The organism is Haloferax mucosum ATCC BAA-1512, from assembly GCF_000337815.1.
In the GTDB taxonomy this organism is placed as follows: domain Archaea; phylum Halobacteriota; class Halobacteria; order Halobacteriales; family Haloferacaceae; genus Haloferax; species Haloferax mucosum.
Genome location: NZ_AOLN01000004.1, coordinates 271,085 through 285,252, shown reverse-complemented (window position 1 = coordinate 285,252; position 14,168 = coordinate 271,085). Strand labels below are relative to the sequence as shown.

Here is a 14,168-nt window from a genome sequence, read left to right as displayed (position 1 = left end):
TCGTCTAACTCTAGGAGCCTGTGATGATGCGCGATTTGTTACAGACGAACCCTAGTTGGGTTGAAGCCTCACCCCGGACGCAGACAACTCTGTTCGGGATTGTTACAGACGAACCCTAGTTAGGTTGAAGCACTCTGGTGTTGACGGAGGTTTATACAAAAACGAGTTACAGACGAACTCTAGTTGGCTTAGAGTCACGGACGGCTTACTTGAACACGCCAAATTGGTACGCTAACCGCCAATGCTCTGCGCATATTCGTTCGCAAAAATCTCAACAACCCGCAAATCAAATAATCACTCACTCCTCGCATCCCAGTACAATAACCCCGCGGCGACGACCAAACACACCGCCAGCCCAGCGAACGCGACGCCGTAGTTCAGATAGGTCGCTACGATGCCGACGTAGGCGGGACCGACCGCGTTCGCACCGAGGAACAACGCCCGTGCGGCCCCGAGGTCGGCCCCGCGGTCGGCATCGGGGGCGTTATCGACGATAATCGCATCGGCGAGTGGGAACTCCATCTTGTAGCCGACGGCGAGAACGACGATAGCGATGTAGATGACCGGCCGGACAGCGACGGCCGACAGGACGGCGAGTGACGCCGCGGCGATGAGCAGTCCGACGACCGCAATCGACTCGCGCCGGAATCGGTCGCTCAGCCCGCCGGCGATGGGCTTGATACCGATGCCGACGACGAACACGATAGCGAACGCGGCGCTTGCGAGTTGCTCTGAGAACGCCTTGGCTTGGATGAGATACGTCGGCAGGAAGTTGATGAACCCGCCGACCATGAAGTAAAACAGGCCGAACGCGAGGAGTGTTCGGCGTTGTTCTGGACTGGCGAAGAGTCGTCGGAGCGTTCCGCTCGCGTCGAGTTCCGGTGAGCCAACGTCGTAGCCGTCGTTCGACCAGTAGGCAAACACGAGGGTGAGCAGTCCGAGGACGACGGCAACGGGGAGAAACGGCGTCCGCCACGTCGCGTAGGTGAGCGCGAGAATGGCGAGCCCCGACGCGAGGAGGCCGCCGAGGTCGGTTCCGGCGGCGTAGAGTCCGAGCGCACGGCCGCGTCGGGCGACGAAGAGGTCCGAAACGAGCGCACGAGAGGGAATAGAAAACAGCCCTTTCCCGAATCCGGTGATGCCCGCGGCGAGGGCAAATCCGACGAGACCGCCTTCGATGCCGAACGTGGCGAACCCGAGGACGAGAATGGCGAGTCCGGGGACGATAAGCGTCCCGCGCGTCCAGCGGTCGGAGTACTCTCCGCTTGGATACTGCGTGACGGCGTAGACGCCCTGAAAGAGCGCCAACGCGATGCCGGCGGTTGCCTCGGTTATCTGAAGGTCGGCGATAATCGTCGGGAGGAGCGGCGACAGCAGGAACCGCCCCGTCTGGAGCACCGCCCACGCGAGCGAGACGGTAAGTAGCATCCGTCCGGGATAGCCCGTCAGTAAACTCTCACCGGATGCTTGGCGTCGGTTCACACCGAGCGTATGCCGACCGGGTACCAATGGATTACGGTTGGGGAGCGCCGACCGCGGACTCTACACGATGAATAACTGATAGGAGCGCCGCTAACCGAGTAAGTCGCACCGAAGAAGCCGCAGGTCCGTTTAGCTACTGCGTTTCGTCTGCGTCTATTCAGGCGTCGCTAGCATCCTGTGTCGCGGTTGTGCTGGTGGTCAGTACCGGTACGGGTGACTCGCCTACGACGTGTTCAGTGACGCTGCCGACGAGGCGGCGCTTGATGCCCTGTCGGCCGTGGGTACCCATCACGACGAGGTCGATGTCGTTGTCGGCGACGTATTCGAGTATCTCTTCTTCCGGCGTTCCTTCACGGAGTTCCGTAACGAGGGGTACGTCGTATTCCTGACCGAGACGCTCGATGTCCGTCAGCGCTCGCGTTCCCATCTCTTCTCCTATCTCGCGGGCCGTCTCTCGAACTTCGTTTTTCGAGATGGTCAGCCAGTTCGTCTGGGTATCGACGACATAGACGACGTGGACCGTCGCGCCGTGGGCCGACGCGAGTTCGCAGGCGTGTTCGGCGGCCGCGAGCGCGTGGTCGCTTTCGTCCGTCGGAACGAGGATGTTTTCGTACAACTCAGAGCACCCCGAATCCGAAGCTTGCGTACGGCCAGAGGTAAAACAGGAGCACCCCGACGATGAGCGCGGGAATCGTCGTGTAGATGGTGGCGACGATAGCCGCTTTCATGTCGATTGCCATCAGCGGGAACAGCGCGTCGCCGTCCTGACTGATAGCGTTCGCCGTCAGTGCCGAAAACGGGATGCCGCCTTCGGCGTAGATTCCGGCGAAGACAATCTGCGGTGCACAGCCCGGAATCAAGCCGAGTAACGCGCCACCGACGGGTGCGAACACGCCTGCGGCCGCCGCGACCGCGGCGATTTCGACGTTGAGAATCACGATGCCGTACTCGTAGATGAGGTAGGCACCGATGACCCAGACGGTAACCATACTCGTCTCCATCGCCGCGTGCTGGAACGTCTCGTACGCGCTGGCGAAGTCGTCTCGAATCCGTCCGGCCTCGCCTTCGCCGATAAAGCGCCGACCGACGAAGTGGAGATAAAAGGACGCGGTCGTTCCGACCAGTCCCGTGACGGTGAAGAGACCGAAGAACGTCGGACGGAATTCGAGCGGTACTTCTGGCGCGCCGCGTGCGAGATACATGACGCCCGCGACGAGCCCCAGAATCGCAACGGCCCACCAGAGAACGTGGACGAGATGACTGAATCGGCTCATCACCGGTGTGAGCGCATCGAAGCGACCGTCCGTGTTGTCGTTACCGCGAGTGTGGTCGTGAGCGTCGTGCTGGTAATCGGGGATACTCGGACCACCGTCTGCGACGTTCGTCGTGGTGAAACCGCCGTCGGTCATCGGACGGCTGAGTTTGTTTACCGCCTTGTCAACGCGCCCGACGCCGAGACCCCACATGTCGATTGCGTAGCCGAACAGGATGGCGGAGATAAAGGCCATCGAGTAGGCGTACAGCGCCGCTTCGGGAGCGAGTGCGAGGATAACGAACGCGGAGTCGCCCGCCGTCGCGGCGAGAGCGGCGACGACCGTCCCGAAACTAACTGTCCCGCGGATGTAGAGCGGCATGGCGATAATCGCGCCGCCGCAACCCGGCGTCAAGCCGAGAAGCGCCCCGGCGAGCGGTTGCATCTGTTCGTTGTTTTCGAGGTAGGTGACGATGCGTCCGCCCGTCCGATATTGGATGTAGCTGAATACTAGGACGGTGATTGCGACGAACGCGCTCACCTGAACGAAGCCGTCTCGAACCGAGAAGATCAGAATGTCGAGCGCTTCTTGGAGCGTGAGGTTGAGCGTCTCTGGAAGCCCGCTGAGCGCTTGCAGTGGTGCCATCGCTATTTCGCCTCCGTGGCGCCTTTGACAGTATCTGTCTCACGTTGCAGACGGGGCGACGTACGGTGAACTGCCCCGGTTGCAGACACACGTCCAGCGGTAGCGAATGCGAACCGATGGCTACCCCTGGAGCGGGTTTCGTTGGCGGTCCGATCCACCCGGACCGCTTTGAATTGTGGTTTGCTTCCCTTTCTTTGTTGGTAAGGGAATGGATGTGCTACCATCATACGATTGTAAACAAGTTCAAATCATCCTTCAAATCATAAAGTACTTACTACCTAATGTCTAGATTAGATACGTCAAATACTTCTGGGTCTGGAACTGTATGTTAGAATACTAAAAAATAGTGGGTGACTAGGCGATAAAAACTTCAATTACAGCGCCTAAATAACCGATTCACCTGTCTGTCAGATACTATCTGGCTGTCGTCGTTTCTCCACCCAACCGGGTCTATCATCGTCTGCCACTCGGGTGCTGTCCGACCCACTTCCAGCCCAAAACTATTTGTCGGCTCATTGAAATTCATCGCTTGAATGGTCCACTGCCCTGATTGCAAGACGGCCCTCGAAACGATAGACGACATCGAGTTCGTCGAAATGGATGCAAAAACCGGTTTCATCAGAGCGTCGAAACGCTTCTACACGACCACCTGTGCCGAATGTGGTTCGACAATCGGAAGCGGTGTCGCCGGTGCGAAGCCTAACGGAGGTGCCGTCTAATGGTTCACTGCCCCGAGTGCGAGAAAACGTTCGAAGACGCGTCGGACGTCGAGTTCCTCGATATGGATTCGACGAGCGGCTTTTTCACGGCCGCAAAGCGGTTCTACCTCGTCGCGTGCGGAAACTGCGGGGCCGCAATCGGGAGCGGCGTCGCAGGTGCGATGTAACGCACGTCGGCGGGCAACACGCGCACGTCGGTGGGTAAATCAGAGGAAGGCGGTGAGTGAGTCGGTGAACACAGAGGCGGGTTTCATCGCTTTGTTTGCAGAGCCTTCCGGCTGGCTGTCGTTCTCCGTCTCCTCAAATCACTCACCGGACCGGTGACGATTCTGTGTCTTGGTTCCGAAGGTCTCCATATTTGGATAATCAGCGATGAGTCCGTCTACGCCGAGTTCGAGTGGCTTTTTCGCCTCTCTCCAACTGTCGATTGTCCAGACGTTTACCTCGCGCCCTTCCGCGTGCGCCGTCTCGACGAGGTCGCGGTCGAGCACGTCGAGAGACGGGTTGACGGCCGTCGCGTCGAGTTCACGGGCCACCTCCAGGTTCTCCTCTGTGTCCCGGCCGAAAATCGGCGCGACACCGACGTTCGAATCCACCGCCCGGGCCGCACGGATGGCGTCGTGGTCGAACGAAGAGACGTAGTACTCTCCCGGATACTGCGACGCGGTTCGGAGTGCTCGCTCTGCGAACTCCGTCCACGAAAGCGGTCCGGACTCCTTGAATTCGATATTCACCGTGACGCTCGGACGGGTCGCATCGAGGACTTCGGCGAGCGTCGGAATGGTTTCCCCGGAGTCGAGGACTTCGGCCTGTCGTACCGTTTCGGCGGGTGTCCGACTGACGAACCCCGATTCGTCCGTGAGGTCGTCGAGCATCGCGTCGTGGAAGACGACGATTTCTCCGTCGCTCGTGGCTACGACGTCGATTTCGATTCGGTCCGCACCGAGGCGCGATGCCCCCTCAACGGCGGCGACGGTGTTCTGCGGGAAGACGTCCCTGAACCCGCGGTGTGCCGTGATGTAGGGACTTGCCACTTTGCCGCGTCCCCTTTCTTCGTCCTCTTTTTTCTCTTCACCTTCCTCGTCTTCTCGCCGGCCATCTCGTGCGACGGCAGGCCCACTTACGACCGAGACTCCGAGAGTCGAACCAATCGATTTGACTGCGCTTCGCCGCGAGACGCTCTCGACAATCTTGGAACTCTTTTCGGACATTACGTACACCCGGGACCCCCGCCCTCATTGTGTTTTATATGTCATTTCTTGCTGGCTACTTGGATATAATATGATATATGTGATAATATAGACTAACTTATGCTCTCACGTCTTCCTGTCATTCCATATTCTCAGTGACGGTGATGGCAACTGTGGGTCGATGTTGGTGACGAACCACATCGTCGCAATGTTCAGTGCGAGCTGAGGAAGCCACCTCCGAGAACCTCCTCACAGCACGTACCGAATAACCGACTTCATCACTTTCCGCTCCGCCCGTCGGAGGTGTTCTTCCGCCGTTCGCCGCGAGATGCCCATCTGTGTCGCAATCGCTTCGGTTCCCGTCTCGCGGGGCAGTTCGTAGTAGCCGTGTTCGTACGCCAGTCGAAGCGCCTCGCGCTGGCGACCGGTGAGCGCCGGCATCGCATCGACCGGAGCCAAAAGCGGGCCGTCCCCGCTGGCGAACGACGTCTCTCGTTTGGACTCGACGCTCACGTCGAACCCACTGTCGATGAGGTCGCGGAAACACGCCGTCAGCGCATCCGCGGAGACCGCGAGCAGGCGACACACCTTCGCGCCGTCCCGGTATCGAAGCGGCGGCAAGAGCAGTAGCCCGTGTTTCTGTAGGTAGCCTTCGATGTCGTCTATCTCGTGGTGTCGGAGGCAGTCGGCGGTGACGACGACGAGTTCGTCGTCGCGCTCGACCGACGTCTCGACGCCGACGGTATCGCGGACCCGTGCCAGCACGTCGGCACCGACCTCGTGACTCACGTGAAGCATGTCGCAGTGCTCGTTACACCACAACTCGATACTCGCGGCGTTGCCCGCCGTGGCCGCCGCGTACGGACTATCGTCCCGGATGCGAAGGCTCGCTTCGTACATGGTAGTTGGTTATCGACGCAGTATATAAACCAATCTCCGTATGGTGGTTATATTGCTACCGGCTTTGCGAACCAAGACTGTGGTATGCACGAGCAACAACCGCGGTCGAAAGAAGACCGGTTCGGGAAACCGAGCGAACAGTGGCAGGAGTATCAGGGCGCGCCTACGGGAACCGACCTGACGGAGTGTCAGTCGTGGCGACAGGAGGCCGCTTTCCGGATGCTCAACAACAACCTCGACCCCGAGGTCGCAGAGCGTCCCGAAGACCTCGTCGTCTACGGCGGGACCGGTCGTGCGGCCCGGTCGTGGGACGCCTACGACGCCATCCTCGACGAACTGCGGAATCTCGACGACGACGAGACGCTTCTCGTCCAGTCGGGCAAGCCCGTCGGGAAGTTCACCACCCACGAGCGCGCCCCGCGCGTCCTCATCGCCAACTCGAACCTCGTCGGCCACTGGGACGATTGGGAACACTTCCACGAACTGGAAGCCGAGGGCAAGATTATGTACGGCCAGATGACCGCCGGGTCGTGGGCCTACATCGGCACGCAGGGCATCATTCAGGGGACTTACGAGACTCTCGCTGAACTCGCCCGCCAACACTACGACAGCGACTTGGCCGGCAAACTCGTCGTCACTGGCGGTCTCGGCGGTATGAGCGGCGCGCAACCCCTCGCGGTCACGATGAACCACGGCGTCTGTATCGCGGCCGAAGTCCAACCCGACCGCATCGAGCGCCGCGTCGAGACCGACTACCTGATGGACTACGCCGACTCGCTGGACGAGGCGCTGGCGAACGCGAAAGAAGCCCTCGAAGCGGGAGAACCCTACAGCGTCGGCGTCGAGATGAACGTCGCCGACATGCTCGAAGCACTCCTCGAACGCGACGAGATTCCGGACATCGTCACCGACCAGACGAGCGCCCACGACGAACTCGAAGGTTACTACCCGAGCGGTTACACCGCCGCCGAGGCAGACGAACTCCGCGAGGACGACCCCGAGAAATACGTCGAAGAGAGCCTCGACACGATGGAGCGCCACGTGCAGGCCATCCTCGACCTGCAAGACGAGGGCGCAATCGCCTTCGAGTACGGCAACAACATCCGCGGGCAGGTGAAGAACCACCGCGGCATGGAGAACGCCTTCGACTTCCCCGGGTTCGTTCCGGCCTACATCCGGCCGATGTTCTGCCGCGGGCGTGGTCCCTTCCGCTGGGCCGCTCTTTCGGGCGACCCCGAGGACATCTACCGCACCGACGAAGCCATCCGCGACCTCTTCCCGGAAAACGAGTCGCTCATGCGCTGGATCGACCTCGCACAAGAGCAGGTGTCCTTCCAGGGGCTTCCCTCCCGCGTCTGCTGGCTCGGCTACGAGACCGACGACGAGGGTATCACCGAGCGCGCCCGCTTCGCGCTGAAGATTAACGAACTCGTCGCGTCCGGCGAGGTGTCGGCTCCGGTCGTCGTCACGCGCGACCACCTCGACGCCGGGTCCGTCGCAAGCCCGAACCGCGAAACCGAGGCCATGCGTGACGGCACCGACGCCGTCGCCGACTGGCCGATTCTGAACGCGCTTCTCAACACCGCGTCGGGCGCGGACATCGTGAGCGTCCACGACGGCGGCGGCGTCGGTATCGGCAACTCCCTGCACACCAACAACCACGTCGTCCTCGACGGCTCCGACCTCGCGGCCAAGAAGGCCCGCGCAGTGTTCACCACCGACCCCGGAATGGGCGTTATCCGGCACGCCGACGCCGGGTACGAGGACGCACTCGACGAGGCGGAACAGTCCAACGTCCATATCCCGATGCAACACCACCGCGCGGAACGAGGCGACGAATGAAATTCCGCGACCCGCCACACTGGGACGGAACCTCTTCCGACCCGAACGACGAGCAGTTCGGCCACATCGTCAGCGAGACGACCATCGAGAACGCGAGCGATTTCGACGCCGTCCTCGTCGGTGAACCGTACGACGGTGCCGTCATCGGCCGTCGCGGTGCCCGCGACGGTCCCGCCGCGATTCGCCGCGAACTTGCCGCCTCGAAATCGAACCACTTCGACGATGGTCCCGTCTCAGGTGTCGGCGACCTCGGCGACCTCCCGATAGACGAACTCAAAGGCGGCGTGGCGGCGGTTCAGTCCGCCGTCGCCGACGAGACCGCACACGTCTACGAGCGCGGGGCGCTCCCCGTCTTTCTCGGCGGCGACAACTCGTTGACCGTCGCTAACGTCAGCCCGCTTCTCGACCGCGACGCGTCCATCGGTGTCATCAGCTTCGACGCCCACCTCGACTGCCGCGAACCGCAGGGCGGCCCATCCAGCGGGACGCCGTACCGCCAACTGTTCGACGCTGGACTCGACACGCTCGCCGTCGTCGGCGCGCGACACTTCGAGACCTCGACGACCTACGCCGACTTCCTACACGAGTCGGGCGGAACCATCCTGACTGCGGACGAGGTCGGCCGCGGCGCGACTGAAACGGCCGATTTCGCGCTCGACGCGCTTTCGTCGTGCGACCACGTCTTCGTCAGTCTCGACGTAGACGTACTGGACGCAACGGCCGCGCCGGGCGTGAGCGCACCGACGCCCGGTGGAGTCACCACCCGCGAACTATTTTCGATGCTTCGCCGCGTCGCGTCCGATTCGCGCGTCGTCGGCTTCGAAGTCGTCGAGTGTGCACCCCCGCTCGACGACGGCGACCAGACCGCTCGCGCCGCCGCGCGCGCGGTCGCCCACTTCCTGTCCGGGGTGATGTCTCATGACTGAGCCAACCACAGATTCTGACCTGACTGTCGTCTACGGAGCCGAAGAACTGGTCGTCGGTCCCGACGACGAGACCGGTGTCGTAATCCGTGAGGATGCCGCGTTCGCCGCACTCGACGGCGAAGTCGTCGCTGTCGGCCCGGCCGACGAAGTGCTCTCCGACTACCCGGTCGAAGACGCGGCGACAGCTATCGACGCGACCGGGAAGACAGTTCTTCCCGGCTTCGTTGACCCGCACACGCACGCGGTCTTCGCCGGCGACCGCTCCGACGAGTTCGTGGCGAAACTCCGCGGGACGACCTACGAGGAAATCCTCGCCGACGGCGGCGGCATCCTCCGCACCGTCGACGCGGTCCGCGAGGCGTCCACCGAGGAACTGGCGGCCAATCTCGCCGCGCACCTCGACGTGATGCTCGAACACGGAACGACGACGGTCGAGGTGAAGACCGGCTACGGACTCGACACGGAGACCGAACTCCGCATGCTCGACGCCATCGAAACTGCCGGCGACGGCCACCCGGTAGACGTGATTCCGACTTTCATGGGTGCGCACGCCGTTCCGCGTGGGATGGATACCGAGGAGTACACGGAGGCGGTCGTTTCCGAGCAACTGCCGGCAGTCGCCGAGCAGGGCATCGCCGAGTTCTGCGACGTGTTCTGCGAACGCGGGGTCTTCACCGCCGAACAGTCGCGCCGTATCCTCGAAGCAGGCCGCGAATACGGTCTCACGCCGAAGATTCACGCCGACGAGTTCGCCGCAATCGGTGGGACCGATGTCGCCGCCGACGTCGGCGCGGCGAGCGCGGACCACCTCCTGCAAACAGACGACGACGGCCGCGAGACGTTGGTCGGTGCCGACGTGACGCCGGTCGTTCTCCCCGGCACCGCGTTCGGTCTCGGAGCCGAATACGCCGACGCGCGCTCCTTCCTCGACGCGGGCCACGAAGTCGCACTCGCTACCGACTTCAATCCGAACTGCTTCGCTCGGAGCATGGGATTCGTTGCGACACTCGGCAGTGTCGGCATGCGAATGACGCCGCAAGAGGCTATCCGCGGCATCACGAGCGCCGCCGCCAACGCGCTCGACAGAGACGACGGCACGGGCACGCTTCGGTCCGGAAGCCGGGCCGACGCCGTCGTCCTCGACATCCCGTCTGCGAGACACCTCTCGTATCGGTTCGACACGAACCCCGTCTCGACCGTGCTGAAATCGGGGGTGGTCGTCCATGAGTGAGGCCGCCCTCCCCGAAACTGTCGTCGTCGACGGCGAGTCGCTGACGCCCGAAGACGTCGTCGCGGTCGCCCGACACGACGCACCCGTCGAACTCCCCGACGAGGCGTGGGAGAAGATGCAAGACTCACGTGAACGAGTCGAATCCGTCCTCGAATCCGGCGACCCGGTTTACGGCGTCAACACCGGATTCGGCCACCTCGTCGAGACGCACATTGACCGCGAGGATATCGAACGCCTCCAGACGAACCTCGTCCGGAGCCACGCCGCCGGCGCGGGCCGGGAACTCTCTCGGTCCGAAGTCCGTGCGATGATGGTCACCCGCGCGAACACGCTCGCAAAAGGCTTTTCTGGAATTCGCCCGTCTGTGGTCGAACTGCTCGTCTCGATGCTCAACGAGGGCGTCCACCCCGTCGTTCGGTCTCGCGGAAGCCTCGGTGCGAGCGGCGACCTTGCCCCTCTCGCGCACATGGCGCTCGTCCTCATCGGCGAGGGCGAAGCCCACGTCGATGGCGACCGACTCGACGGTGCCGACGCGCTGGACGCCGCCGGGCTGAACCCAGTCACGCTCGCTTCGAAGGAAGGTCTCGCGCTCATCAACGGGACGCAACTCACCGTCGGTCTCGCGTCGCTGTTCGTCGTCGATGCCGAGCGCACTATCGAGGCGGCGGACGCCGCGGGCGCGCTCACGACCGAGGTTACGATGGGTACGACGGCGAACTGCGACCCGGCGATCCACGAGATTCGCCCCCATCCCGGGCAAAAACAGAGCGCTGAAACGATTCGTCACCTGACCGCCGGCTCGACGGTTCTCGAATCCCACAAGGACTGCGAGCGCGTACAGGACGCCTACTCGATTCGGTGTCTTCCGCAGGTCCACGGCGCGGTCCGAGACGCCGTGTCCCACCTTCGGGAGGCAGTCGAAGTCGAACTCAACAGCGTGACGGACAACCCGCTCGTCTTCCCGGCGGGCGATGTCGACGAACGCGCCCCCGGAACCGACGTTGCCGCCGTCGTCTCGGCGGGTAACTTCCACGGCGAACCGCTGGCGCTTCGCCTTGACTACGCCGCGGGCGCGCTGACCGAACTCGCCGCCATCTCCGAGCGCCGGACCGACCGCATGCTCAACCCCGAGGTACAGGAGTCTTACCTCCCTGCTTTCTTGACGGAACGCAGTGGACTCCGCTCTGGGTACATGATTGCGCAGTACACTGCCGCCGCGCTCCTCAACGAGTGTCGGTCGCTCGGACGACCGTCCATCGACTCGACACCGGTCAGCGGCGGACAGGAAGACCACGTGAGCATGAGCGGCCAGAGCGCGCTCCACGCGCAGACGGTCATCGAGAACGTCTCGACTATCGTCGGTGTCGAACTCCTCTGTGCCTCGCAGGCCGCGGAGTTCCTCGACGACGGCCTCGAACTCGGCACCGGCACCGCGTCCGTCCGCGACTCGGTTCGGTCTGTCGTCCCACCACTGGAAGAAGACAGACAACTCGACGACGAGTTAGAGACCGCGGGCGACCTCGTGCGATTCGGCGCGATTCGCGCGGCTGTGAACGAAGCACTGGACTAATCCGGGCACTCAGAGGCACCCCACTGGCACGGCTTCTCTCTTTTTTGTTTCAATCTGGTTTCCACAGGTGAGAGTTCCTTTATTGTCTCCGACGGATACTCGGTACCGTCCAGAACAGTTTCTCGAATTAATAATTGTCAGGGTTCTAATACGGTTCGAGTGCTAGAGAACAATTATGAACCAGACAATCGACGACGTTCGATTGGAACTCGCCTTAGAGAAGTCTAGGGCGATACTCTGGGAGTGGGACCCAGCGTCGAATACGACGACTGTCATCCCGTCGTCGATGAATCTCCTCGGTCGAGATATCTCCTCGTTTACCGATTTCTTGGCGTGTATTCATCCCGAGGACCGCGAATCGGTCGTCGAATCGGTCGAATCGATTTTGGAGGCTGAGTCGTCGTTCGATTTGGATTTTCGTATCCTCCGAAACGGTTCCGTTCGAGTGATATCGACGCGCGGCAGTGCGTATTCGGACCCAGACACTGGTGAGACGCGACTCATTGGCACGTCGAGGGACGTCACCGAACAGAAACGCCGGCAGAGAGAGTTCCAAACGATTGTCGAGCACTCATCGGACGTCATCACCGTCGTCGACAGCGAGGGCATCGTCGAGTACGTCAGCCCTGCGGTTCGGCGCGTCTTCGGCTACGAAGCAGACGAAGTCGTCGGCACACCCCTTTCGGACTATATTCACCCACTGGACCGTGAAGATGCTGTTTCTGTGCTTCTCGATAGCGGATCGACGAGCGATGGTTCGCCGGAGCGAGTCGTCTACCGACTCCGACACGGTGATGGAGCGGTTCGATGGGTCGAGTCGCGTGTGACTCCGATGGAAGACGGGCCGGACCGTGCTGTCGTCATCAACACCCACGACGTGACGGGACGAGTCGAAGCGGAGCACGCGCTGGAACGAACCGACGAAAGCCGGTCGCTCGCGCTCAAAGCATCCCAGGCGGGAATCTGGGAGTGGGAGATAGAGACGGACCAGCTCAACTGGCACTCGTCCGCCGAACAGCTCTTCGGGATTCCGGAAGGGTCATTCGAAGGAACGTACGAAGCGTTCGCTCGGCGCGTCCACGACGACGATTTACCAGCCCTCGAAGCGGCTATCGGCCGTACAATCGAAGAAGACGAGCCGTTTAACCTCGACTATCGAATCGTTCGGGACGACGGCGTCGAGCGCTGGATTACCACCCGTGGAAAGGTCCTCACCGACGCAGACGGGAACCCCACTCGCCTCATCGGTGTTGGTGTCGATATCACCGAGCAGAAGGAACGCGAGCAGGAACTCGAACAGTACAAGCGAATCGTTGAGACGGCGACCGACCCGATATACGTCTTAGACGGGATGGGGGAGTTCACGCTGGTAAACGAGGCGCTCGCGGAGGCGACGGGACGGTCGAAAGCGGAACTCGTCGGGAGCAATATCGCCGACTTACTGGAGCCATCCGAGGTTGAAGCGAGTCTGGAACACATCATGCAACTCGTCAGCGACGGTCCCGACCCGCCACCACTCGGTCTGACCCTCTCGACTCCCGAAGGCACCAGGGAGTACGAAGTAAACATCACCCTGAACAGTGATGGGGCGGAGGGGGGAACCTTCAGTACGGTCGGTGTCGCTCGCGACGTGACCAACCTCAGAGAACATCAACGCCGGCTGTCGGTGATGGACCGCGTGCTTCGGCACAACATTCGGAACAAGCTCAATCTCGTCTTGGCTCACAGCAGCTCTCTCGAGGAGCAACCGGACGAAGAGGTCCAGACGCACGCACGCGGAATACGTTCGGCAGCCGAATCTCTCGCTGACCTCAGTGAGAGCGCTCGCCGATTTAAATCCTCGATTCATCCCGACAATGCACACGCGACCTCCAGTAACGTCACTGACCGTGTCGCTCGGGTCGTCGACGAGGCGAGACTCCAGTTCCCGAACGCGACGTTCGAGGTGACCCAAGACGGACCAGCGTGGGGTGTAGTTCACGAATCGTTCGAACTGGCGATAAACGAACTCGTTCAAAACGCGGTCCAGCACGCAGACCACGCCGAGCCCACCGTCAAAATCACCGTCGAGCAACACGAATCGACGGTCTCAGTGCTCGTCGAAGACGACGGCCCGGGACTCTCCGAGATGGAACGAGACATCATCCTGCAAGGCGAAGAGAGCCCGCTCGAACACGGTCTCGGACTCGGACTCTGGCTCGTTCGGTGGACAATCGACAACAGCGGCGGGACCATCGACGTTCGAGAGAACGACCCACGGGGGACGGTCGTCGAGGTTCGTATCCCGCGCCTACCAGAAGGCGAGCCCAGTTAACACCTCTGTATCCATCACTGGTCCTCCGGGGTGAGTCCCGACCGCGTCTGTTCCACCGGACTCTCGACGACGAACCGGCCGACTTCCCCGATTATC

Annotated in this window: 12 protein-coding genes; 7 read left to right on the top strand and 5 right to left on the bottom strand. The window is 61.9% G+C overall.

Annotation, left to right across the window (positions count from 1 at the left end; translation table 11 throughout):
• Positions 1-294: 294 nt before the first annotated feature.
• The 3 genes from C440_RS02985 to C440_RS02975 all read right to left on the bottom strand — a co-directional run bounded on the left by C440_RS02985 (position 295) and on the right by C440_RS02975 (position 3,380).
• Positions 295-1,428, bottom strand: a complete 1,134-nt coding sequence (locus C440_RS02985; RefSeq protein WP_008318125.1) for an MFS transporter — start codon at positions 1,426-1,428, stop codon at positions 295-297.
• 211 nt (positions 1,429-1,639) lie between these two features.
• A complete protein-coding gene (locus tag C440_RS02980) occupies positions 1,640-2,098 on the bottom strand; it encodes a universal stress protein (RefSeq protein ID WP_008318124.1) in 459 nt (152 codons plus the stop codon).
• A 1-nt stretch (position 2,099) separates the two neighbouring features.
• Positions 2,100-3,380 (bottom strand): putative manganese transporter, encoded by a 1,281-nt coding sequence (locus C440_RS02975; protein WP_008318123.1) that lies wholly within the window; start codon positions 3,378-3,380, stop codon positions 2,100-2,102.
• A gap of 533 nt (positions 3,381-3,913) precedes the next feature.
• Between C440_RS02975 and C440_RS02970 the strand changes: the two genes are divergently transcribed.
• Both C440_RS02970 and C440_RS17635 read left to right on the top strand, forming a co-directional pair.
• On the top strand, positions 3,914-4,099 hold the full coding sequence (locus C440_RS02970) for a hypothetical protein (protein WP_008318121.1): 186 nt from the start codon (positions 3,914-3,916) through the stop codon (positions 4,097-4,099).
• Entirely contained in the window at positions 4,099-4,266 is a 168-nt protein-coding gene (locus C440_RS17635) for a hypothetical protein (protein ID WP_008318119.1), read from the top strand. The genes C440_RS02970 and C440_RS17635 overlap by 1 nt, the downstream gene beginning before the upstream one ends.
• Positions 4,267-4,404: 138 nt before the next feature.
• Here the strand turns inward: C440_RS17635 and C440_RS02965 are convergent, their stop codons facing one another.
• A complete protein-coding gene (locus tag C440_RS02965) occupies positions 4,405-5,310 on the bottom strand; it encodes a glycerophosphodiester phosphodiesterase (RefSeq protein WP_008318117.1) in 906 nt (301 codons plus the stop codon).
• Between the two features lie 228 nt (positions 5,311-5,538).
• Positions 5,539-6,189, bottom strand: a complete 651-nt coding sequence (locus C440_RS02960; RefSeq protein ID WP_008318114.1) for a helix-turn-helix domain-containing protein — start codon at positions 6,187-6,189, stop codon at positions 5,539-5,541.
• 84 nt (positions 6,190-6,273) lie between these two features.
• Between C440_RS02960 and hutU the strand changes: the two genes are divergently transcribed.
• From hutU to C440_RS02935, 5 genes are all read left to right on the top strand, one after another.
• Positions 6,274-8,031, top strand: a complete 1,758-nt coding sequence (gene hutU / locus C440_RS02955) for a urocanate hydratase (RefSeq protein WP_008318112.1) — start codon at positions 6,274-6,276, stop codon at positions 8,029-8,031.
• Positions 8,028-8,957 (top strand): formimidoylglutamase, encoded by a 930-nt coding sequence (hutG, locus tag C440_RS02950; RefSeq protein ID WP_008318110.1) that lies wholly within the window; start codon positions 8,028-8,030, stop codon positions 8,955-8,957. Before hutU ends, hutG begins: the two co-directional genes overlap by 4 nt.
• On the top strand, positions 8,950-10,188 hold the full coding sequence (gene hutI / locus C440_RS02945) for an imidazolonepropionase (RefSeq protein WP_008318107.1): 1,239 nt from the start codon (positions 8,950-8,952) through the stop codon (positions 10,186-10,188). Before hutG ends, hutI begins: the two co-directional genes overlap by 8 nt.
• Positions 10,181-11,758, top strand: coding sequence for a histidine ammonia-lyase (gene hutH / locus C440_RS02940; RefSeq protein ID WP_008318105.1), 1,578 nt, complete (start codon positions 10,181-10,183; stop codon positions 11,756-11,758). The genes hutI and hutH overlap by 8 nt, the downstream gene beginning before the upstream one ends.
• A gap of 175 nt (positions 11,759-11,933) precedes the next feature.
• Entirely contained in the window at positions 11,934-14,072 is a 2,139-nt protein-coding gene (locus tag C440_RS02935; RefSeq protein WP_008318104.1) for a PAS domain S-box protein, read from the top strand.
• Positions 14,073-14,168 lie beyond the last annotated feature (96 nt).